The organism is uncultured Enterococcus sp., assembly GCF_913775425.1.
In the GTDB taxonomy this organism is placed as follows: Bacteria; Bacillota; Bacilli; order Lactobacillales; family Enterococcaceae; genus Enterococcus_G.
Genome location: NZ_CAJYIS010000079.1, coordinates 21112 through 44576 on the forward strand (window position 1 = coordinate 21112; position 23465 = coordinate 44576).

A 23465-nucleotide genomic window follows, 5' to 3' on the forward strand; every position below is an offset into this window, starting at 1 on the left:
ATGGAGGAAAAACGTTGAACGGTTTATTTATCACAATCGAAGGACCAGATGGAGCAGGGAAAACAACAGTTATGAACGAGTTGTTCCCGATTTTACAACGCACCATGAAAAAAGAAATTATTCGGACAAGAGAACCTGGGGGCAGCCAGATCGCAGAACGGATCCGTAAGATCATTTTAGATCCAACACATGAAGAAATGGACGAACGCACAGAAGCATTGCTTTATGCCGCAGCAAGACGTCAGCATTTGATCGAAGTGATCTTGCCTAATCTAGAAAAAGGAAATGTCATTTTGTGTGACCGCTTTGTAGATAGCTCGCTAGCCTATCAAGGGTCTGGTCGTCGCATTGGAGTCGATAAAATCGCGCAGATCAATGAGTTTGCTACAGAAGGGTTGAGCCCTGACTTCACGCTTTATCTTGATATCGATTCTGATGAAGGATTACGTCGAATCGCACGTCATCGGAATACACAGGTTGACCGATTGGAGCTTGAAGGGTTAGAATTTCATCAAAGGGTCCGTCACTCTTATTTAAAATTGGCGGAAGCAAATCCAGAACGAATCCATACGATCAATGCAAAACAGGGGATTCAAGTCGTTGTCGATGAATGTTTTGCAAAAATCAAAGAGACTTACCCAAACTTTTTTGAGGAGTGAGAGACATGAAATTAGTAATCGCGATTGTACAAGACAAGGATAGTAACCGTTTGGCAAATGAGTTTATCGATGCAAATATCCGCGCGACCAAATTATCTTCTACTGGTGGATTTTTAAAAGCCGGAAATAGTACGTTTATCGTAGGGATTGAAGATGAACGCGTGGAAGAAGCTTTAGGATTGATCAAAAAAACGTGTCAATCAAGACATCAATACGTCTCAACGCCGATGTCTTTAGACATCTCACTAGATGGTCAAGTACCTTATCCAGTTGAAGTTGAAGTAGGTGGTGCGACTGTCTTTGTCCTACCAATGGAAGGATTTTATCACTACTAAACAGTTGAGGAGAGGCTATGGAGGAAACTGAATTTTTACGTGAATACCAACCACGTCTCTTAACGCAAATGACAAAAATGATGGAGCATGAGCATCTCGCTCATGCTTATCTTTTTGAAGGCGATGAAGGGACAGGTAAACATGAGTTAAGTATGTGGCTCGCAAAGCGGATGTTTTGTGAGCAAATACAAGATGGCAATCCTTGTGATCAATGCTTACAATGTATGCGGATCGACCAAAATGAGCATCCTAACGTACAAGTCATTAAACCAGACGGACAAATGATCAAAGTCGATCAGATTCGCCAGTTGCAAGCGGAATTTTCAAAAACAGGATTTGAAACACGGGATCAATGTTTTATTATCCGTCAAGCAGATACGATGAGTAGCAGTGCTGCGAATAGTTTATTGAAGTTTTTAGAAGAGCCGCCAGGTAGTTTCGTTGCGATACTTGAAACAAATAGTTTAGGAAAAGTGCTCCCGACGATCCAATCACGCTGCCAATTGATCCACTTCTCTCCGTTATCTAAAGCACATTTGATTGAAAAATTACACGCAACAGGAATTTCTGAGAAGACGGCTGCTTTGTTGGCGCAATTGACCAATAGTTTTTCAAAAGCAGTTGAAATCTCTGAAGATGAATGGTTTAATGAAAGTAAAGAGATTGCGAAAAAGTGGTTCGATCAATTGAGTGCAAAAACACCAGATGCGTTTTTATTTGTACAAAAACAGTTGGTACCACTCGCTAAAGAAAAACACCAACAACTGATGTTGCTAAAAATCATTCAAGGCTATTATGAAGAAGCATTCCAAACAGGTAAGATTTCATATCAAGAAATCGAATGTTTATTGCAAGCACAACGAAAAATACAAGCGAATGTTTCGTTTCAAAATAGTATGGAACAATTTGCGTTGCGTGTGGTCTCAAGTTAAAGGAGGGTCTAAATGGTTGAAGTAATCGGCATTCGTTATCGTGCTGCCGGCCAAATCTATTATTTTTCGCCTGGCTCAGAAACTTTTTTATACAATGATCAAGTCATCGTCCACGCTCAAGAAGCAATTCAGTTTGCAACTGTGGCGATTCCAAATAAACATGTATCTCCTGAGGATCTACCAAATGAGGTGCGTCCGATCCTTCGTCGTGCGAGTGCACAAGATATCGAAAAACATGAAGCAAATTTAAAAGATGCTAAAGCTGCATTACAAGTCGGAAAACAAAAAATTCGTGAACATGAACTGGCGATGAAGTTGATCCATATTGAATATACGTTTGATCGTGCGAAAATGATTTTCCAATTTACGGCAGATAATCGTATCGATTTTCGTGAATTGGTCAAAGAATTAGCAAGTATTTTTAAAACCCGTATCGAGCTAAGACAAGTCGGGGTGCGGGATGAGGCAAAGATTCTAGGGGGGATCGGTCCATGTGGACGCCAACTGTGTTGTTCGACTTTCTTAGGTGATTTTGTTCCCGTATCGATCAAAATGGCAAAAGATCAAGGCTTGTCATTGAATCCTGCTAAAATTTCTGGATTGTGTGGCCGTTTGATGTGTTGTTTGAATTATGAAAACGACGAATACGAACAAGCGAAAAAAGAGTTGCCAGACTATGGTCAAGAAGTCGTTACACCAGAAGGTAAGGGGAAAGTTGTGGGCTTGAATCTTTTAAGTCGCATCGTGCAAGTACGCTTATTTGGTGGACCACCGACTGCTGTCGAATATGAGTATGAAGAATTAAAAGCAGGTGAAGGGCATGAAAATGGATAAACGTTCGTTATATGATGGGTTAAACCAATTCGAAGGTGAATTTCGTGCATTATTGGCGAATTTAGTCGAAATGAAAACCTCTTTACAAGAAGTCGTGGAGAAGAACACTCAGCTAGAACTTGAAAATCAACGCTTGCGTGATCATATCCGTGAGTTGAATCAAACAGCTGAAACACCTGCTGAAAAAGTTACACAAGAATTATCAAAATCACGGATGAACTTAGAAAAAATCTATGAAGAAGGATTTCATGTTTGCTATGACCTTTATGGCTCAAGACGTGAGCATGATGAACCGTGTGCCTTTTGTCTAGAAGTAATTTATCGAGAGATCGGTAAATAGTTTAATACGAAAAAAACTAGAAGAAAGCAAATCTTGCTTTCTTCTTTTTTAAAGGAGTACCGTATGCAACAGCAAAAAAGTTATAAACAAGCGACTCGTGGGGCACTTTACCTTGTTCCCACACCGATTGGAAATTTAGAAGATATGACGTTTCGAGCAGTTAAAATTTTGAATCAAGCTGATTTGATTGCCAGTGAAGACACTCGAAACACACAGAAATTACTCAATCATTTTGAAATCCAAACCCCACAAAAAAGTTTCCATGAACACAATTACCAAGAACGAATCCCGCAATTACTGAATTTGTTAACTGAAGGAAAAATGATCGCACAAGTCAGTGATGCAGGAATGCCTTCAATCAGTGATCCTGGTCAAGAATTAGTGGCAGCTTGCCTTGAACAAGAAATCCCAGTCATCTCATTGCCAGGGCCGACCGCAGGATTGACAGCGTTGATCGCTTCAGGACTTAAAGCGCAACCGAATCTATTTTATGGGTTTTTACCTCGTAAAAAAAAGGTGCAACAAGAAGCACTAGCAGCACTCGAATCACAAGAGGCGACGATAATGTTTTACGAATCTCCTCATCGTGTTCACGCGACATTAAGTGCAATGGTCGAAGTATTTGGACCAACTAGACAAGCAGTCATTTGTCGGGAGTTGACGAAGATTCATGAAGAATATTTACGTGGTACATTAGCTGAATTAGTCGCGTATACAAAAGACGCGACGTTAAAAGGTGAATGTTGTCTATTGGTTTCAGGTAAACTAGCTTCTGACGAACCGTTGAGTACTGTCCCGCTCAAAGAACAAGTCGAAGAATTGATTACACAAGGGATGAAACCCAATGCTGCAATCAAAGAAGTAGCCAAAAAAATGCAGGTAACGCGCCAAGAAGTCTACGCGATTTATCATGAATTAACGTAAAATAAGCCGAATCATTCTCGAAATAGGTGAACCTATTTTCGAAAAGAATTCGGCTTATTTTTTTCGATCACACTCTCTTATTTGTAGTGCTGATAAAGGGTTTCTAAATCGCTCATTTCAAGTAATAGATCATGGCCAATATTGGTTTCTTTTACTGTAGTACGATTGTCGACCGTTTCCACTAGACGCTTGGTCGAAACGATATCTGTTCCGTATAATACTGCTTCTTCAATGGAAGAAAAGGGTTGATGTGCGGCTAATTGTAATCCATAGCTATTTGAAAGTAAGGTGTAGCCGGCGATTCCTGTTTCTTTTTGATAACTTTTTGCAAACCCACCGTCGATTACGATCATTTGCCCATTTGCCTTGATTGGGTTTTCGCCATCTTTTTCCTTAACAGGGGTATGGCCATTGATGATATGTCCACCTATCGGAAGCGAGAAAGCTTGTAAAATATCTTGGCATACTTGTTGGTCATTGCGTAATTTATAATAAGCATTTTTATGTTCGATATGTGTACAGTGATCGACTAAATAATAGCGTTCGAATGTCGTCATAGCCGTTTTACCAAATAATGAAGAACACTCACCTGACCACAGGTACCATAAAAGATCCGTTGCTAGATCTTCAGATTGATTTTTTTGACGGTAGCTGATACGAACTTGTTTTTCAAAAAAGTCGAGTAAGTCTTTTCCGGCGTACTGGACATTATCGATTCTTAAAGATTTAAAGTCACCATTTTCATGAAGAGGAATACAGCCGTGGATCAATAGATTGTCGTTATAGCACAAATACATGCTTCCTTTTTCGATGAGAAAATCCATATGTCGTTTTAATCGTTCAGATTGTTGGACGGATTGGATCAATTGGTCGACTAAATGGAGTTCTTCTTCAGTTAGTGCTGTAGGCTGTTTTGGATCGATTGTAGGTCCGAAGAATCCATCTAAGGGGAATTCACCTTGTTCCAATGTGATCGTTTGTGTCGTATAGTCGATCGCTTCTAGTAAACGTCGTTTTTCCATCCGAAAATCTGGTCGGCGATCGATCAGTTGTCCTTCTAATTTAAACTGTAAAATCGCCGTGGCTTGTTGGACAACATTTAAAGTATCTTGTTCTAATAAAGAGATCTCGCTTTTAGTTGATAATTTTGGTGCGAATTTTTTTTGTGGGGTATAGTGTGTCCGACTGTATTCGACTAAAGGTCTTAACGCGATACCATAGCGTTCTTCGATAATATCTAAGTTCCCATAACGCGCGCTGATTCGCAATAAATTCATCAAAGCGACCTTTGAACCTGCCATAGCGGCCATCCAGATAATATCGTGATTTCCCCACTGGATATCGACTGAATGGTATGCGATCAAACGATCCATAATGGCATCAGGTGCAGGTCCGCGATCGTAAATATCTCCGACAACATGCAAATGATCGACAACAAGGCGTTGGATCGTATAGGCTAGATCTTCAATCAGTTCATCGGCTTGTTTTAATGCAATGATTTTATCGATAATCGCATGTAAATAATGCTCTTTGTCGTGATTTTCGTAACTTTCTGTCAACAATTCTTCGATGATATAACTAAAACGTGGTGGTAATGCCTTGCGGACTTTAGAACGAGTATATTTTTTACTCGCATAATTTGTGGCACTAACGAGCAAGGTGATATTTTTTTGATACCAATTGTGTAAAGAGGCACCTTGTTTTTGGCGTTTGATTTCTTGAATCTTTTGTTCAGGATAATAAATCAAGACGGCTAAGGCATTGATATCGACTTGCTTTTTATCAAAGCATTCACGAAGTTTTTCTTTTACACTACCAGAACCATTGCGTAAAACATGGTCAAAAGCCAAAAATTCACCGTGTACATCACTGATAAAATGTTCAGTGCCTTTAGGTAGGTGTAAAATCGCCTCTAGATTAATAATTTCAGTAGCTACATGTTCTTTCGTTGGGAACTTTTCCTTTAACAACGTATAATATTTTTTATCATCCATTCTCATCACCTCATCCAATAGAAAAACTATAGCAGAAAAAAAAGCACTTGTATAGCTAAAACGGACAAGTGAAATACTGCACGTTGTAAACAAACGCATGTTTGCATTATAATAGAGTTGAGGTGAGGACGATGAGTGGATTAGAATTTCCTTTACATAATGATACAACGCGCAAGATTATTCATATCGACATGGATGCTTTTTTTGCATCAGTCGAAGAACGAGATCAGCCTGAATTAGCGAAAGCGCCATTAGTCATCGCGCGTCATCCTAAAGACACTGGTGGAAGAGGGGTGGTGACGACGGCAAATTATCATGCCAGAAAATTTGGGATCCACTCTGCGATGAGTGCCCAAAAAGCTTATGAGCTTTGTCCTAAAGCAATCTTTATTCCAGGAAATCATGAAAAATATCGCGAAGTCTCAAAACAAGTTCGTGAAATTTTTTTTCGGTATACCGATCTCGTTGAACCAGTATCGATCGATGAGGCCTATCTAGATGTAACAAAAAATCATCTAGACAGTAAATCGGCAATCAAGGTCGCCAAATGTATCCAACATGATATTTTTAACGAGTTACACCTGACGTGTTCGGCGGGAGTGAGTTACAATAAATTTTTAGCAAAACTAGCATCTGATTACCAAAAACCACGTGGATTGACGGTGATTCGTCCAGAAGACGCGCAAGCCTTTTTAGACGCATTACCAATCGAGAAATTTCATGGTGTTGGGAAAAAAACCATTCCGAAAATGCATGAATTAGGGATTTACACAGGAAAAGATCTCGCAAATCAATCAGAAATGGATTTGATCCAACAATTTGGGAAGATGGGCTATTCTTTGTATCGGAAGGTTCGCGGAATTCATTTGGCACCAGTCGAGATTCATCGTGAACGTAAATCGCTAGGGAGAGAACGCACGTATGGACAAGCATTGCGCACAGAAGAGCAGTGTCTTGCTCAATTACGACAGCTCGCTCAAGATGTTGAAGCCCAATTGATCAAAGAACAAAAGCATGGTACGGTGATTGTTTTAAAATTACGATACGATGACTTTACAACAAAAACCAAGAGGCATAGTTTACGCCAAGCGATTCATCGAAAAGAAGAGTTATTTTCCAATGCTAGTCTCTTATTTGAAGAGTTGTATCAAGAAGAGCAAGGCGTGCGATTATTAGGGATTACGGTGACAAGTCTAGATCCAATTGCTTATGAACATATTGAATTACCATTATGGCCAGAAAAAAAGATGTGACAAAAGTGTATCGTACCTTCTAACCAATCGAATAAACGGTATCTCAGAAGTATCTTAAATAAGCCGCATCACGACCGAAATAGATACATCTATTATCGGAATGATGCGGCTTATTTATCAGAGCTGCCTACTTCTGTCACAATTATTTGTCCACAAAGAACACGTTTGTGTTGCCAGTGAAGTTTTTACATCCACGATTCGTTGGTTCGAACTACCGCGAAAGGCAAGATTAAGGTCACGTTTTTTGATATCAAAAGGGCCATCGACCAATACGTCTACATATGAAAGTAATGTTTGTTTATCTGCTGAACCATGTAGCAATTGTTCAAATGTATACCCGCTATATGCCCAAATATCTTTTTTGTCACCATAAGTCCTACGAATCGCTTGGACGATTTGTAAGCAGACTGGGGTATTTAAAAAAGGTTCGCCCCCTAATAACGTAATTCCTTGAATCGCTTCATGCCCGCAGTCTTGTACGATTTTAGTTAAAAAATCATCATCAAAAAGGGTCCCGTATTCAAAGTTTTGAGCCGCCTGATTGAAACAACCTTTACAAGCAAATAAACAACCACTGACATAAATACTGTTGCGTACGCCTTGACCATCTACAAAGGTAAAGGGCTGGTAGGAAGCGATACGGCATTTTGTATAAGTCTGTGCTTCCCAAGACATTGGATCCATCACGAGGCCTTCTTTCTATAAATGTTTTTTTCGTGCGGTGATTTCTTGATGACGACCATGAACCATCGGACGAGCTTGAGGATTGCCAAGGTAGCCACAAGTTCGTTTGACAACTTCACATTGTTTAGGATCCCGATTATGACAAGTCGGACATTCAAATCCGCGCGCAGTAGGCGAAAATTCTCCTTCAAATCCACAAAGAAAACAACGATCGATCGGCGTATTGGTTCCTAAATAGCCCACTCGAGTATAAGAATAGTCCCAAACAGCTTCTAACGCCTTAATATTATGCGTCAATACAGGATATTCGCAGTAGTGGATAAAGCCGCCAGAAGAATATTTAGGGTAGACTTGTTCAAAATCGATTTTTTCAAAAGGTGTTGGTTGTTTGCGAACGTCATAATGAAAACTGTTTGTATAATAGTCTTTATCGGTAATGGCAGGGATCTGACCAAAGCGTTGTTGATCCAAGCGACAAAAACGATCTGTCAAACTTTCACTAGGTGTAGCATAAACACTAAAATGATAGCCATATTGATCGCTCCATTGTTTTGTTTGTTGGTCCATTTTCTTGACGATCTCCAAGGTAAAATCTTTTGCTTCTAAGTTATTTTCCCAATTGGGCCCATAAAAGGCCGTTGCCACTTCATATAATCCGATATAACCAAGCGAGATCGTGGCGCGCTTATTGCGAAATACGGTATCTACCGCTTCTTCATCTGTCAAACGTATTCCAAAAGCACCCGATTGATAAAGGATTGGTGCATTTTTAGGGACTGCTTCTTTACAACGCTCGATTCGATAAAGCAAGGCTTCTTTTGCCAAGGTTAATTTTTCGTCAAGCAGGCGCCAAAAATAAGCTTGATCTTGACGTGCACGTAAGGCCAAACGCGGGAGATTCAAAGTAACAACACCTAAATTCATTCGGCCACTGGTCACTTCTTGTTCGTGATGATCTTTAAAGCTTTGTAAAAAAGAACGACATCCCATAGGCACTTTGAAACTCCCAGTTAATTCCACGATTTTATCGTAATTTAAAATATCTGGATACATCCTACGCGCTGAACAAGTTAAGGCCAATTGTTTGATGTCATAGTTTGGATCTGTCGGTGCGAAATTCGTTCCTTTTTTAATTGTAAAAATCAACTTTGGAAAAATCGCTGTCCGTTTCTTGATCCCAAGCCCTTCGATACGGATCGTTAAAATCGCTTTTTGGATCTCGCGTTCAAACCAATTCGTTCCTAGACCAAAACCTACAGAAGTAAAAGGCGTTTGTCCATTGGATGTAAATAAGGTATTGATTTCGTATTCCAAACTTTGCATCGCATCATAGATATCTTTTTGTGTGCGCATGGTTGCATAGTCTTGTTGTTGTGTAGTATCAAGCCAAACACTAGCAACTTGAAGATGTTTCTCATAGTTTTTTTGTGCAAAAGGTGCAAGTAATTCATCGATCCGATCGACGGAACAGCCGCCGTATTGACTAGAGGCAACGTTGGCGATGATCTGTGAGATTTGAGCGGTCGCGGTTTGGATCGAGTGGGGGCTTTCTACTTCAGCATTCCCGATCTTAAATCCGTGATCAAGCATTTCTTTAAAATCGATCAAACAACAATTTGTCATCGGAGCATATGGATGGTAATCCAGATCATGATAATGCAGATCACCTTTAAGATGTGCCTTAGCGATTTGTTTTGGAAGTAACTTTAAGCCTGTCGTTTTGGCAACAAGTCCTGCAGTTAGGTCGCGTTGTGTATTGAAGATATCGCTATCTTTATTGGCATTCTCATTTGCGATCGTTTGGTCTTTTTGTTGCAAACGGGCCACAAGCAAATTTAGATCTTGTTGTTCGGTGTACAGTGTCGCAAATTTCTCGTCATACGTCTGAATGGCTTGACGTAATACTGGAAATTGTTGTAACGCATCCATGATGATCGTTTTTAGCGTTTGCGTTGTGCGCAAGTTGTCTTCTAGCGTTTGCCAAGTGTTTAAAACGGTTGTCGACAATTGATCGACTAAATTTGGATCGAGTTGTTCTTGTTCGATCAATTGCGAAAATAAAGTGTCTACATGTTTAGGATCAAATAAAACCCATTGACCAGAACGTTTTAAAATCTTGTTAGATTTGTTTAACGGTACACGAATACTTGGAAAAGTATTAGTTGTTACGCTCATATATTTCCCCTCATTTCTCCAAAACTTCTTCTCTATCATAAGGAAAAAAAACAGATAAAACAACTATATATTGTGTTTTTAAAAATGTTCACACACTATATATAGGATGAAAAGCAATGAAAACAAATGGATTCAAACTTTCGTTTTGATTAAAAAAAAGTTTGTGATTTATTTTTTTTATTAGGTATTTTATCATTAGTAGACTCGTGGGAAGTCTAAAAATATGATAGGATAAATATAAGATGAGAGGTGAAGAGATGAAAAAAATTATTCAAGTAGATCATTTAACAAAATCATTTGGCAGTCGTTTCAATCAAAATAAAATCTTAGATAATTTATCATTTAGTGTTGAAAAAGGAGAGTTTGTGGGGATCATGGGCCCAAGTGGTGCAGGGAAGACGACGTTGATGAATTTGCTTGCAACAATTACCTTACCGACACTTGGTTCGATCACGATCGCTGATGAGCAAATCACGAAGATGACTGAAGATGAGCGCAGTCGTTTCCGTCGCAATAAGATCGGCTTTATTTTTCAAGACTTTAATTTATTGGAAACCTTGAATGTTCAAGATAATATTAGCTTACCTTTAGCAATTGAGCACTTAGGTCCAAAGGAGATCGAGTCACGGGTCAAAGAAGTGACCAAAATGTTGGGAATCGATCATTTGCTTTTGCGCTATCCCAATGAACTGTCGATTGGACAAAAACAAAGAGTCGCGGCTTCACGTGCGATTGTGAAAAAGCCCAAAGTAGTATTTGCCGATGAACCAACTGGCTCACTGGATTCAAAAGCTGCAACAGAACTACTAAATTATCTCGTCGAAATCAATCAAACTCAAGCCACAACTATTCTAATGGTGACGCATGATCCGTTTACTGCAAGTTATTGTGACCGTATTCTTTTTTTAAAAGATGGTGTCTTTTTCTCAGAAGTCGTACGTAGAGGAAGTCGTAAAGAGTTCTTCGATCAAGTCATCGATATGCAAGCGACGATCGGTGGAGGAGGACGAATGAATGCTCGTTAAAATCTTATTAAGGAGTTTTTTTAAACAACTTAAATCATACCTGATCTATTTTTTATGTATGTCGACATCCGTTATGATTTTTTATTCGTTTAGTGCGATCAACTATGATCAACCTTTGATTGTAAACGTCAAGCAAGATGTTCAAATTTCTGGTTCATTGTTATTTGGAAACATTATGGTCGCTGTCATTGTATTGATTTTTTCATTAAGCGCCAATCGCTTTTTTATCAATAAACGCCGCAATGAAATGGGACTGTATCGATTATTTGGGATGCAAAAACGACAAATCGTGGGTGTCTTTTTAATTGAAACCCTTTTTTTAAATACCATCTCTTTAGTGATCGGGATTTTAGAAGGAATCTTATTCTCAAAATTATTTTCGATGATGCTTGTTAAAGCGATGAACTTAAATATAGAAAGTCGGTTTTTTATTTCAGTAACATCGGTCATCCTAACGATTGGTGTTTTTTTACTTGCGATCGTATTGATTTTTATTCAGGATTTATTGTTGATACGTCATTATCAATTGAGTGACTTGTTTCAAATGACGAAACAAGAAGCCAGTTTTCAATCGGTTATTGATCGCAAGCGGTTCATTTTCGCTATTTTAGGTGTCGTATTTATTGGATTAGGGTATTATTTTTCGTTTACTTTTGTATCTTCTTTACGTTTTTATATCGTCACGACGGATGATTATACCGCGATTTTTTGGTTGCCCTTTTTGATTATTTTACTTTGTGGTGTTGGGACATATATGGTATTTGCCTATACGCTTCCGGCACTACTCTACTATTTATCGCGCTCAAAAAAAGTACGAACGAATGGGCTTACGAGCTTTTTACTAAGCAATACCCGTCTGCATCTTCATAAAAGCTGGAAAACTTTCTCATTTATTACGGTATCGCTAGGATTATCTATTTTTTTGATTGGAGGCATATTAGGGAGTTTTTCTTTGATTTATAATGTGGTCGAATTGTCTAATCCAACGACATTTCAAATCGTTCCACAACAAGTCAATCAACTTGAAAATTTGATCGACCAAGCTGATGGGGAGATCTCGGCAAAAAAAGAATTGACTTATAAATTAACTGCGTTTCGTTTAGAACAAACCAATTTATTTGATGATGATTTATATAGTAAAGTCGAACTAGTCAACCTGCTTTCACTTTCTGAATACCAAGAGTTAAATAAGATGGTCGGCTATTTTCCTAAAATTGAATTTACAAATGATCAAGAAGCCATCTATTTTTATCAAAACTACTTAGTCGATGGCCGATTGGTGTCAACGGATAAACAAATCACATTAGAAGACGGAACGCATTTAACGCTCAAACATATCTATACGGATATATTTGGTGACGCACGAATGCGTTATACGAAAAATGTTTTAGTGGTTTCAGATGAATTGTTCCAAAAATACCAAGGATTCGAACACAAGTTGACTTATATCAATGCGACAGGATATAACGCTAGTGTGATTGAGTATTTATTAGCTAGTCGTATTGAAGAAAACTGGGGTGATCCCATCTATTATAGTTACAAATCTACCGACCAAGGGATCGACGGTCAAATCAGTCTAGAAAAACCAAATGGAATCAAAGAAAATGCAGAAAATATGTTGATTTCAGGTGAGAAAACACGGTTGAACTTTAAAGATCGATATGCAGAAGTACGCGCTGGAAGACGTACGTTAGGCTTAGAAGTTTATATCTTTGTGTTTATTGGATTTACGATCTTAGTCAGTACAGCTGCAGCCTTGCTTGTTCGACAATTTACATTAGTCGAAACGGAACGAAAAACCTATCAACTACTGCGAAATATCGGGATCGATCAGCATATGATCCGTAAATTGATCTATTACCGTAATGCACTTGTATTAGGACCGATATCCTTATTAGCGACATTACATGGGATTGTTTCTGTCCATGTGATACGAACGCTTATCCATGGAACAAATTATTGGATCGTTTATTTGTTTGCATTTTTAAGCGTCGTGGTATATGTGATTGTCTATATTGTGTGTTCACTGGTCTCGATTCGTATTACTGAAGAGCATGATATTTCTTAAAAGAGTTAAAATATTCTTAATATGCTCAAAAGTTTCCCTCATTTTTGCGCTATTGAGCGCTTTACAGTGGTAAAATGACAAAAGTTAATGATCTTACTGAAAAATCATTGAAAATTAAAATTGGAATTGAGGGAGAGCGGAATGAATCAAGCGATTCGTGCATTTTTTGCGAAAGATTGGGTGCGTTTTGTTGGACGAACGTGTCTGTATATTTTCATTTTCGTTATGTTGATTTATTTGTATCATTACAAAAATATACAAGGAGGCTCATTTATTTATAATGAATTTTAATTCAAGCATAGATGACCGTTTCGTGTATCAAGTCATCGATACATGGGCACAAAATCATCCGGAACAAATCGTGTATCAACATCAAGATACAACGTATACGTACGGACAGTTAAAAAGCTACTCTGATCGTGTGGCTTGTTATTTGACCAAAGAATTCCCCGATCGACGGCCGATCGTAGTGTTTGGTGGGCAGCAGATGGAAATGCTCGTTTTATTTTTAGCCGCGAGTAAATCTGGACACGCGTATATCCCAATCGATACGCATACGCCAGTAGAGAGAATCGAACTGATCTTATCAGTTGCCGATCCGTCTATGATTTTCGCTGTCGATCAATGGCCGCTAAAAACGAGTGATTATCCAGTTATTATTAGTGAGGAACTATCGACAATCATCGAAACATTTGAAGAAGTTGTACCGTTACAAGGAATCACGTTAGATGAAACTTACTATATTATTTTTACTTCAGGGACAACAGGAGTGCCAAAAGGGGTCCAGATCAGCCAACGAAATCTCTGGTCATTTATAGAATGGGAGTGTCGTGCGTTAGGCATTAAACAAAATGATCGCTTCTTATCTCAAGCACCATTTTCGTTTGATTTATCAGTTATGTCGATCTATCCAGCGCTTGTTACTGGCGGTGCGCTTGTTCCGATGGAGAAAACAGTGATCGAAGACTTTAAGCAGTTATTTGCTACGTTACCAACGTTACCGATCGATGTTTGGGTCTCTACACCTTCGTTTATGGACATTTGTTTGATGGAAAAACACTTCGATCAACAACATTTGCCACAGTTACGCGTCTTTTTATTTTGTGGGGAAGAATTGACCAAAGAAACCGCAACATTATTAATGACACGCTTTCCAGAAGCTGAGATCTACAATACGTATGGTCCAACGGAGGCAACGGTCGCAGTCAGTGGTATAAACATCACATCAACAATCGTGGAACAGTATCCACGCTTACCGATCGGAAAAGTCAAAGAAGATACGACTGTGGTGATTTTAGATGAAGGTCGTGTTTGCGAGCCATTAGAAAAAGGCGAAATCGTGATTGTTGGGCCTAGCGTTTCAAAAGGCTATCTAAATAACCCCGAAAAAACGGCGCAGGCCTTTTTTGAATTTGAAGGTCAACCAGCTTATCGGACAGGAGATGCAGGATTTTTCACAACAGATCACGTATTGTGTTATGACGGCCGATTGGATTTCCAAATCAAATTACATGGCTATCGCATGGAACTAGAAGAAATCGATCATCATTTAATGAACGTTTCTTTAGTCAAACAAGCCAGCACTGTACCAAAATATAAAGACCACAAAGTTCAACAGCTAGTAGCGTATATCGTCGCCGAAGACAACGAATATGAAAAAGCGTTCCAATTGACGAAAGCGATCAAAGCAGAACTAGCGCAACAAGTAATGCCGTATATGATTCCACAAAAATTCGTCTATGTATCTCAACTACCGCGTACGATCAATGGCAAGATTGACCGCAAAGCATTGATCGCTGAGGTGAATGCGATATGAGTTTGACGCATATGATTCCTTATGCACAGCCGTTATACTTTGCTTATTTACTAGTTGCGCTCTTACCAATTGCAATCGGACTTTGGTTTGGTCGCAGATTCCGAATATACGAAGCTTTTGTGACGGTATTGTTTTTATGGATCAGTTTTGGTGGTGAATTTGCACATCAAGGCTTGGCTTTGATTGGCTATGTGCTCTATCAGTGTGTATTAGTCGGTGGCTATTTTACATTGAAACAAAATAAAAACAGTACGCCAATGTTTTACATAGCCGTTTTATTGGCTATTTTACCTTTAGCGATCACGAAAATTGTCCCCTTTTTTACAGCAGGGCAGCCGTCGATTTTAGGTTTCTTGGGTATTTCTTACCTAACGTTTCGCTCGGTGCAGATGATCATGGAAACACGCGATGGATTGATCAAAACGTATAGTTGGATCGATTATTTACGCTTTTTGTTATTTTTCCCTACGATCTCTTCAGGTCCGATTGATCGCTACCGTCGCTTTTTAAAAGATGAACAAGAAGCGCCGCAAAAAGCGCAGTATATCGAACTATTGGGTAAGGGTGTCCGATCGATCATGCTCGGCTTATTGTACAAATTTATCATTGGGTATTATCTAGGAACCGTCTTATTGCCAATCGTCTCGCAAGATGCTTTGATTTCAGGTGGATTGTCTCTTAGTTTAGTCGGATATATGTATGTGTATAGTCTGTATTTATTCTTCGACTTTGCAGGTTATAGTCTATTCGCTGTGGGAACAAGTTACATTATGGGGTATAACGTGCCAATCAACTTTAATAAGCCATTTTTATCCCCGAATATCAAGGAATTTTGGAATCGTTGGCACATGTCCCTTTCTTTTTGGTTCCGTGATTATGTTTACATGCGCCTGATGTTTACTTTGATGAAAAAGAAAGTATTTAAGAGCCGGATCGTATCGTCAAATGTCGGCTATTTTGCCTTATTTTTATTAATGGGTGTTTGGCACGGATTGACTTGGTATTACCTTTTATATGGAGTGTATCATGCAGCATGGATTTGTTTGAATGATGCTTGGATTCGCTATAAGAAAAAACATAAACAGTTGCCTTCCAATCGTTTTACGTATGCTTTTTCGGTTGTGGCAACATTTCATGGCGTTTGTTTGAGTTTCCTGATTTTTTCAGGGTTTTTAGATACATTGTTCTTTAAATAATAGACGAAGAAAGAGTGAAAAAAATGGAAGAAACAGTATTAGCGATTTTAGAAGAATTGACAGGAACAGATGAAGTACGGGAAGATTTAGATTTGGCTTTATTTGACGAAGGGTTATTGGATTCACTAGGAAGCGTCCAATTGCTTGTAGAATTAGAAGGACAATTAGATGTTCAAGTACCAGTTTCAGAATTTGAACGTGAATCATGGGCAACACCTAGAAAAATCATCGAACAAGTTCGCATCTTACAAGGCGCATGAGAAAACAATTATGGATGATCTTTGGTCCGATCGTTTGTGCTCTCGTGATCATTGGAGCCGTTTTTTTAGCTCCTTTTTTTACGAGTACCACGAGTCCTGCAGTATGGCAAAATGCGTCTAGTTCGATGGCGGCAAATGTCTTGCGTGGAAATAGCATCAAAAATGCAGCAATCGATTCAGGAGAATACGTGCCTTTTTTTGGATCTTCTGAACTGAGTCGGATCGACTCGTTTCATCCTTCTGCTTTAGCAAAAGCCTATGATCGTAACTACACTCCTTTTTTATTAGGAGCACCTGGTACGCAATCACTTACTCAATTTATGATGATGCAATCGATGGAAACTGAGTTAGAAAATAAACCAGTCGTCTTTATTATTTCACCGCAATGGTTTGTAAGAGATGGACTTAAGGAAGATTATTTCAATGCGTATTTTTCTGAGTTGCAAACCTATCAATGGGTGTTAAATATCAAAAACGTGACGTCTAGTGATCAATACCTTGCGTCGCGTTTGCTTCAATACGAAACGGTCGCTAAAAACCAAGCATTGGTACATGTGCTAAAACAGATCCAACAAAATCAAGTTCCATCAGGTCTCAGTCGTACAAAACTAGAGTTCGAATCGCGCATATTAGCTCGAGAAGATCAATTGTTTAGTCGCTTTGGTTTATTGTCTAAGCAAAAGAAAATTGACAAGGCCGCAAAACAGTTACCTCAAACTTACGATTATGCAGCGTTAGAAAAATTAGCCAATACGCAAGGGAAAAAAAGTACGTCGAATAATTCTTTTGAAATCGACAATCATTTTTACACTCAACGTGTAAAGAAAAACATCCATCGGTTAAAAGGATCGCAAAAAAACTACAATTATTTGACGTCACCTGAATATGGAGATTTTCAGTTAGTACTAGAAGAATTAGCAAAAGTGCATGCAAAGCCGTTGTTTATTATCCCGCCAGTCAATGAAAAGTGGCAAGCGTATACCGGATTATCTCCTAAGATGTTGAATGGTTTTAGCCAAAAAATCAATTATCAGTTACATGAACAAGGATTTGATCAAGTCGTCGATTTTACAAAAGAGCGAACAATCCCGTACTTCATGGCAGATACGATTCATTTGGGTTGGCGTGGATGGTTGGAAGCTGACCGCTATATCGAACCATTTTTGACTAACGAACAACCAACACCTGTGTATCAGTTATCAAACGATTTTTATTCAACAGACTGGCAAAAAGTGAAACCAAATCACTTGCCTGAAAAAACAGAGAAGTAGAAGAATCTAAGTGTTCTTCTACTTCTTTGCTTTTTTATTGCCCTTTTTTTCGGTATAATGGAACACAAATCAAGCAATTGACAAGCTTGTAAAAGATAGGAGAGCGACACGGATGGACAAAAAAGAAGAACAACTACTGATTGACTTAACCTCAGCTAGAGGAGTACCTGGTAATGAAGAAGAAGTTCGTGAGATTTTTAAAGAGTACGCCAAAGATTTCGCAGAAGATATTTTCTTTGATAATTTAGGAAGTGTCATTGCAAAACATACAGGTGAAGGAAATGGTCCTAAGATCTTTATTTCAGGGCACATGGACGAAGTTGGATTTATGGTCACGAAAATCACTAAAGAAGGATTCATCGAATTCCAAACTCTTGGGGGTTGGTGGAATCAAGTGATGCTCGCTCAACAAGTAGAGATCAAAACGCGTGAAGGGAAATTGATCCACGGTGTCATTGGCTCAAAACCACCTCATGTGTTGACACCAGAAGCACGTTCAAAACCCTATGAAATCGGCGAGATGTTTATCGATATCGGTGCCTCTTCTAAAGAAGAAGCACAAGAGTGGGGCGTGCGCCCAAGTGATATGATCACGCCTTATATCGAGTACAAGCGTCTAAATGGGGGCAAGTTCTTATTGGCCAAAGCTTGGGATAATCGTGTAGGGACAGCAGTTTCATTGCGCGTATTAGAAAATTTAGCTAAAGAAGGCCATCCAAACTGTTTATTTGCAGGAAGCGATGTGATGGAAGAAGTCGGATTACGTGGTGCTAGAACGAGTACGCATATGGTCAATCCTGATATTGCGATCGCGTTAGATACAGGGACTGCTGGAGATACTCCAGGAATGACACCAAAAGAAGCCGATTCAGAGCTGGGAAAAGGACCGCAAGTCTTGATCTTTGATGCCTCTATGATTCCGCATAAAAAATTGTTAAATTTTGTAACGGATACCGCAGAAGAATTGGAAATTCCATTCCAATATACAGTCATTACTGGTGGCGGAACAGATGCCGGTCAAATGCATCTAACACGTGATGGTGTTCCATCGATTGCCATCACAGTACCGGTACGCTACTTGCATTCTCATACTTCGATTATCCATGAAGATGACTACTTAAATACCGTACGCCTTGTTACTGAAATCGTGCGTCGTTTAGATGATGAAAAAGTGAAAGAAATCCGTAGTTATTAATCGAATCGATCAGACAGATCGCTGACAAACAAAAGGAGGTCATCACAATGAAATTAACGGTTTTAGGTTGTTTAGGTGCATATCCTTATCAAGGACAAGGAACTACTGGATTTTTGTTGCAATCTGAAGGATTTAATCTGTTGATAGACGCTGGGAGTACGACGTTAGTTGAACTTGAAAAATATGTAGACCCACTAATGTTAGATGCAGTGATTTTGAGTCATTATCATCATGATCATATTGCGGACCTAGGTGTGTTACAGTACCAATGGCAACTTTCTCCTAAACGCGACCAGACTAAACAATTGTCGATTTACGGTCATGGAAGAGATCAAGCGCATTTTCAAGCATTAACGCTAGCAGAGGTATCACAAGGCTATGATTATCTCGCACAACCGGTACTTGATCTAGGTCCGTTTACCATCACGTTTATGGAAACAATCCATCCTGTCGTGTGTTACGCGATGCGAATTGAAGAAAAAGCGACAAATCGCGTTCTCGTATTCACAGGAGATTCAGGTTATCTAGAGGAGTTCACAACGTTTGCTAAAGATGCGGATCTGTTTTTAGCAGACACCTATCTATTTAAAGGAAACGAGCACCACCACGCGCATTTTACCGCACCAGAAGCCGGAGAATTTGCTAAAAAAGCAAATGTCGCAAAACTGGTATTGACACACTTGCCGCAATTTGGAGATCTGAATGAATTGAAACAACAAGCACAAGTCGAAGCAGGCGTGATTCCAGTCGAATTAGCAGCTGTCGGCAAGGTTTTTACAATAGGGGGAAACTAAATGATTTTTGTACCAAATGATTTGCGTGATCCACGCTTAAACTTAGCAATTGAAACATTTTTATTACAAGAAATGCAAACGGATGAGCCAATTTTATTGTTTTACATCAACGAGCCATCGATTATTATCGGGCGTAATCAAAATACGATCGCTGAGATCAATCAACATTACGTCGATGAGCACAATATCCATGTTGTCCGTCGTTTTAGTGGTGGTGGTGCAGTGTACCATGATGAAGGGAATTTAAACTTCAGTTTTATCATGCCAGATGACGGACAATCGTTTCGTGATTTTGAAAAATTGACCAAACCGATTGTTCAAGCGCTACAAGATCTAGGTGTGAAAGGGGCGCAACTTAAAGGTCGAAATGATCTTGTGATCAATGATCAAAAATTCTCAGGCAATGCGATGTATGCGACAAATGGTCGCATGTTTGCACACGGCACGATCATGTTTGATAGTGATATCAATGAAGTGGTCAATGCCTTAAAAGTACGTAAGGATAAGATTGAATCAAAGGGAATCAAATCGATCCGCTCTCGTGTAACCAATATCAAACCATTTTTACCAGAAGACCAGCAAGAGATGACTACAGAAGAGTTTAGCCAAGAAATTTTATTGAAAGTCTTTGGCGTGGAAGATCTTTCTGATATCCAAACCTATGAATTGACAGAAACAGATTGGGAAAAAGTTCGCGAGATCTCAAAACAATATTATGCGAATTGGGATTGGAATTACGGTAAGTCACCAGAATTTGATATCGAACGTACAAAACGTTTCCCAATTGGATCGATCGATATCCATTTCAATGTGACAGAAGGTAAAATTACGGCAATGAAAATCTATGGCGATTTCTTTGGTTTAGGAGATATTAAGGAAGTAGAAGATCAATTTATTGGTGTGAAATATGAAAAAGAAGCATTAAAAAATGTTGTGGATCAAATCGACGTCAAAAAATACTTTGGCAATATCGAAGCACAAGAATTATTTGATTTGATTTACTAATAAAAAAGGGGCTGTGACAGACTTCTGTCACAGCCCCTTATAAATAGAATAAACGGCGTTCCAGAAGTAGCTCCTTAAGAAATAAGCCAGATCATTACCGAAATAGGTAAATCTATTATCGGAATGATTTGGCTTATTTCCTGGAGCTGCCCACTTCTGTCACAGCCTTTTTTTAATAAGCGCGAGCGATCCAAACAGTATGTTTCGCTGGCGTACCATTGACAAGATCGACTGTTTTTTCAACAGGAACATCAAATGGAATATTACGAGTCGTAAATCCAGTTTCTTCTTTGATTTTCGCTTCAGTTTCTTCAGTACCGTCCCAACCGATCAAAACAAATCCAGTTGGTCGATTTTCTTGTTTACACGTTTCGATATGTGCTTTTAATTCATCTAATGTCTCGATCGTGGTATATTCATTTTCTTGATTGCGTTTTCTAGCATTTTCTAAAAGACGTGTAGGCATTTTTTCAAGTTCAGTTGCAATATAGGTGTCTAGCTCGTCAAAAGCTACAGCGACTTTTCCGTCGATATCGCGGATTTTCGTCATGACATGTCCATTTTCAAGATCACGTGGGCCACATTCGATACGGATACACGCACCTTTTAATTCCCATTCATGGAATTTGTAACCAGGAGAATTATCGGTATCATCTAAACGTACACGGTAGCCTTGTGCTTTAAAGTGGGCATAAAGTGCATCTAATTTTTCCATGATGGCTGGATTTTTCTTCCAAGGTCCCACAGGCATCATCACGATTTGTGTTGGGGCAACTGTTGGAGGAAAGACTAATCCATTCTCATCGCCATGTGTCATGATCAATGAACCAAGAAGACGAGTAGAGACTCCCCAAGAAGTCGTATGCGTAGGGACGTGTTTGTTTTCTTTATTTAAGTAATTGATTTCAAACGCTTCAGCAAATTTGGTTCCCATATAATGAGAAGTACCGGCTTGGACCGCTTTCCCGTCTTTCATCATGGCTTCGATTGAATAGGTATCAACAGCACCAGCAAAACGTTCGGACGGCGTTTTTTGTCCTTTATAAACCGGGATCGCTAAAAATTCTTCACATAGACGAGCATACTCATCTAATACACGCATAGTGCGACGACGTGCATCTTCTTCATCTGCGTGTGCCGTATGTCCTTCTTGCCATAAAAATTCTGAAGTGCGCAAGAAAGGCAACGTTTTTTTCTCCCAACGAAAGACATTGGCCCATTGATTGATCTCGTAAGGAAGATCACGATAAGAATTGATCCAATCTGAAAAGGCTGAACCAATCATCGTTTCAGAAGTCGGACGTAGAGCTAACGGCTCTTCTAATTTTTCATCACCGACTTCAGTGACCCAAGGAAGCTCTGGAGCGAAACCTTCGATATGATCCGCTTCTTTCATGAAAAAGCTTTTTGGGATCAGCATTGGGAAATACGCATTACGAATCCCTTCTGCTTTTAAGAAACGGTTAAACTCTTCTTGGATATGTTCCCATAATTCAAAACCATCGGGACGGAAGATGATCGATCCGCGTACAGGTGAATACGACATCAATTCTGCTTGTTGAACGGTCTGCAAGTACCATTGGGTAAAATCATTTGTTTGTTCTGACATAGTCAAACTCCTTTAATTAATTCATTTTGGACACAAAAAAAGCCTTCCATCCTCTAAAAGGACGAAATGCTTGGACATGTTCGCGGTACCACCTTTGTTGATCGACTGACTCGACCCTACTTGAAAGATGATAAGGCATCCACGCCGACCAGGTTAGTGATCTTCTCATTGGTAGGTTCACTTCTGCTAGTGGTATCGAAGTTCCAGCCTCGCTCCGACTCTCTAAAACATACGCATAAGTTACTAATCCAAATCCTGTTACTAGACTAATCAATGTTGAAAAAAAAAGCAAGCATTTTATGAGAAAAATTCCTGTTCGTTTGCGCCTTTTCTAAAAAATTCGTATAATATGACGAGAAACAATAAAGGAGACTCGTTATGCGCAATGAAATGATGCACCGACCAGTTGTCAAAGAAGAACTGGTTCAGTATTTACGTACTGCTCAAAAAGCTTTACCAGGAGAATTAGGAGCAATCGAAAAGGAAGCCAATGAACAAGAAATCCCGATCATTCCACACGAAACCGTGATGTTCTTACAATTTTTATTGGGGCAAATCAAACCGAAACAAATTTTAGAAATCGGAGCAGCGATCGGGTTTTCTTCTAGTCTAATGGCACAGTTTGTCGGCGATGATGGACACGTGACGACGATCGATCGCTTCGACGTGATGATTAGAAAAGCCAAAAAAACCTATGAACGTCTAGGATTAGAAGATAAAGTGACGTTGTTAGAAGGCCAGGCTGCTGATATTCTGCCGACGTTGACTGGTCCTTATGATTTGATTTTTATGGATAGTGCCAAATCAAAATATATCGAATTTTTACCAGAATGTATGCGTTTATTGAAAAAAGGTGGCGCATTGATCGTAGATGACATCTTCCAAGGTGGCACTGTTTTAGATCCAATCGAAGAGATTCCACGCAATCGCCGCACGATCTATCGCAAATTAAATCGTTTTTTAAAAGAAATCAATGAGCATCCTGATTTGACGACCGCTCTTGTTCCTTTAGGTGATGGAATTGCGTTGATTCGTAAAGAAGCGGATGTAGTTGAATTTGAGTTGAGTGATTTGTTTCCTGTAGAATCCTAAACAG

General features: G+C 39.2%; 22 protein-coding genes. 18 read left to right on the plus strand and 4 right to left on the minus strand.

Translation table 11 applies throughout. The annotated features are described in order from the left end of the window. The first annotated feature begins 14 nt into the window (after positions 1 to 14). The 6 genes from tmk to rsmI all read left to right on the plus strand — a co-directional run bounded on the left by tmk (position 15) and on the right by rsmI (position 4024). Positions 15 to 659: a dTMP kinase gene (gene tmk / locus QZ413_RS09230; RefSeq protein ID WP_297079526.1), complete on the plus strand. Its 645-nt coding sequence runs from the start codon at positions 15 to 17 to the stop codon at positions 657 to 659. Positions 660 to 664: 5 nt separating this feature from the next. Next, positions 665 to 994, plus strand: coding sequence for a cyclic-di-AMP receptor (locus QZ413_RS09235; RefSeq protein ID WP_016184645.1), 330 nt, complete (start codon positions 665 to 667; stop codon positions 992 to 994). Positions 995 to 1011: 17 nt separating this feature from the next. Then, positions 1012 to 1926, plus strand: a complete 915-nt coding sequence (gene holB, locus QZ413_RS09240; protein WP_297079530.1) for a DNA polymerase III subunit delta' — start codon at positions 1012 to 1014, stop codon at positions 1924 to 1926. 12 nt (positions 1927 to 1938) lie between these two features. After that, a complete protein-coding gene (locus tag QZ413_RS09245) occupies positions 1939 to 2760 on the plus strand; it encodes a stage 0 sporulation family protein (protein ID WP_297079532.1) in 822 nt (273 codons plus the stop codon). Then, entirely contained in the window at positions 2753 to 3100 is a 348-nt protein-coding gene (locus tag QZ413_RS09250; RefSeq protein WP_297079583.1) for a DNA replication initiation control protein YabA, read from the plus strand. Before QZ413_RS09245 ends, QZ413_RS09250 begins: the two co-directional genes overlap by 8 nt. 63 nt (positions 3101 to 3163) lie before the next feature. Further along, positions 3164 to 4024 (plus strand): 16S rRNA (cytidine(1402)-2'-O)-methyltransferase, encoded by an 861-nt coding sequence (rsmI, locus tag QZ413_RS09255; protein ID WP_297079534.1) that lies wholly within the window; start codon positions 3164 to 3166, stop codon positions 4022 to 4024. A gap of 77 nt (positions 4025 to 4101) precedes the next feature. Here the strand turns inward: rsmI and QZ413_RS09260 are convergent, their stop codons facing one another. Further along, entirely contained in the window at positions 4102 to 6018 is a 1917-nt protein-coding gene (locus QZ413_RS09260; protein ID WP_297079536.1) for a fructose-1,6-bisphosphatase, read from the minus strand. Positions 6019 to 6149: 131 nt separating this feature from the next. Here QZ413_RS09260 and dinB point away from each other — a divergent pair, with 131 nt between their 5' ends. Beyond that, positions 6150 to 7271, plus strand: a complete 1122-nt coding sequence (dinB, locus tag QZ413_RS09265) for a DNA polymerase IV (protein ID WP_297079538.1) — start codon at positions 6150 to 6152, stop codon at positions 7269 to 7271. A gap of 117 nt (positions 7272 to 7388) precedes the next feature. Here the strand turns inward: dinB and nrdG are convergent, their stop codons facing one another. Together nrdG and nrdD are read right to left on the minus strand one after the other, a co-directional pair. Beyond that, the gene (nrdG, locus tag QZ413_RS09270; protein WP_297079540.1) at positions 7389 to 7955 is read right to left on the minus strand and encodes an anaerobic ribonucleoside-triphosphate reductase activating protein; all 567 of its coding nucleotides are present in this window, start codon (positions 7953 to 7955) and stop codon (positions 7389 to 7391) included. Positions 7956 to 7970: 15 nt separating this feature from the next. Further along, positions 7971 to 10130: an anaerobic ribonucleoside-triphosphate reductase gene (nrdD, locus tag QZ413_RS09275; protein WP_297079541.1), complete on the minus strand. Its 2160-nt coding sequence runs from the start codon at positions 10128 to 10130 to the stop codon at positions 7971 to 7973. Positions 10131 to 10387: 257 nt separating this feature from the next. Between nrdD and QZ413_RS09280 the strand changes: the two genes are divergently transcribed. The 10 genes from QZ413_RS09280 to QZ413_RS09325 all read left to right on the plus strand — a co-directional run bounded on the left by QZ413_RS09280 (position 10388) and on the right by QZ413_RS09325 (position 20760). After that, a complete protein-coding gene (locus QZ413_RS09280; RefSeq protein WP_297079543.1) occupies positions 10388 to 11155 on the plus strand; it encodes an ABC transporter ATP-binding protein in 768 nt (255 codons plus the stop codon). Beyond that, positions 11145 to 13223, plus strand: a complete 2079-nt coding sequence (locus QZ413_RS09285) for an FtsX-like permease family protein (protein ID WP_297079545.1) — start codon at positions 11145 to 11147, stop codon at positions 13221 to 13223. Before QZ413_RS09280 ends, QZ413_RS09285 begins: the two co-directional genes overlap by 11 nt. A gap of 141 nt (positions 13224 to 13364) precedes the next feature. After that, entirely contained in the window at positions 13365 to 13514 is a 150-nt protein-coding gene (locus QZ413_RS09290; RefSeq protein WP_297079547.1) for a teichoic acid D-Ala incorporation-associated protein DltX, read from the plus strand. Beyond that, the gene (gene dltA, locus QZ413_RS09295; protein ID WP_297079549.1) at positions 13504 to 15039 is read left to right on the plus strand and encodes a D-alanine--poly(phosphoribitol) ligase subunit DltA; all 1536 of its coding nucleotides are present in this window, start codon (positions 13504 to 13506) and stop codon (positions 15037 to 15039) included. Before QZ413_RS09290 ends, dltA begins: the two co-directional genes overlap by 11 nt. Continuing rightward, positions 15036 to 16235 carry a D-alanyl-lipoteichoic acid biosynthesis protein DltB gene (dltB, locus tag QZ413_RS09300; RefSeq protein ID WP_297079551.1) on the plus strand — a complete coding sequence of 400 codons (1200 nt, stop codon included), beginning with the start codon at positions 15036 to 15038 and terminating at the stop codon, positions 16233 to 16235. Before dltA ends, dltB begins: the two co-directional genes overlap by 4 nt. A gap of 23 nt (positions 16236 to 16258) precedes the next feature. Beyond that, complete coding sequence (dltC, locus tag QZ413_RS09305; RefSeq protein WP_297079553.1) at positions 16259 to 16495, plus strand: D-alanine--poly(phosphoribitol) ligase subunit DltC; 237 nt, start codon at positions 16259 to 16261, stop codon at positions 16493 to 16495. After that, positions 16492 to 17766, plus strand: a complete 1275-nt coding sequence (gene dltD / locus QZ413_RS09310) for a D-alanyl-lipoteichoic acid biosynthesis protein DltD (RefSeq protein WP_297079556.1) — start codon at positions 16492 to 16494, stop codon at positions 17764 to 17766. The genes dltC and dltD overlap by 4 nt, the downstream gene beginning before the upstream one ends. A gap of 112 nt (positions 17767 to 17878) precedes the next feature. Next, on the plus strand, positions 17879 to 18961 hold the full coding sequence (locus QZ413_RS09315) for a M42 family metallopeptidase (RefSeq protein WP_297079558.1): 1083 nt from the start codon (positions 17879 to 17881) through the stop codon (positions 18959 to 18961). A 47-nt stretch (positions 18962 to 19008) separates the two neighbouring features. Continuing rightward, entirely contained in the window at positions 19009 to 19755 is a 747-nt protein-coding gene (locus QZ413_RS09320; RefSeq protein ID WP_297079560.1) for an MBL fold metallo-hydrolase, read from the plus strand. Beyond that, positions 19756 to 20760 (plus strand): lipoate--protein ligase, encoded by a 1005-nt coding sequence (locus QZ413_RS09325; protein ID WP_297079564.1) that lies wholly within the window; start codon positions 19756 to 19758, stop codon positions 20758 to 20760. Positions 20761 to 20932: 172 nt separating this feature from the next. Here the strand turns inward: QZ413_RS09325 and proS are convergent, their stop codons facing one another. Further along, positions 20933 to 22369 carry a proline--tRNA ligase gene (gene proS, locus QZ413_RS09330; RefSeq protein ID WP_297079566.1) on the minus strand — a complete coding sequence of 479 codons (1437 nt, stop codon included), beginning with the start codon at positions 22367 to 22369 and terminating at the stop codon, positions 20933 to 20935. A gap of 378 nt (positions 22370 to 22747) precedes the next feature. Here proS and QZ413_RS09335 point away from each other — a divergent pair, with 378 nt between their 5' ends. After that, positions 22748 to 23461, plus strand: a complete 714-nt coding sequence (locus QZ413_RS09335) for an O-methyltransferase (RefSeq protein ID WP_297079568.1) — start codon at positions 22748 to 22750, stop codon at positions 23459 to 23461. The last annotated feature ends 4 nt before the right edge of the window (positions 23462 to 23465 follow it).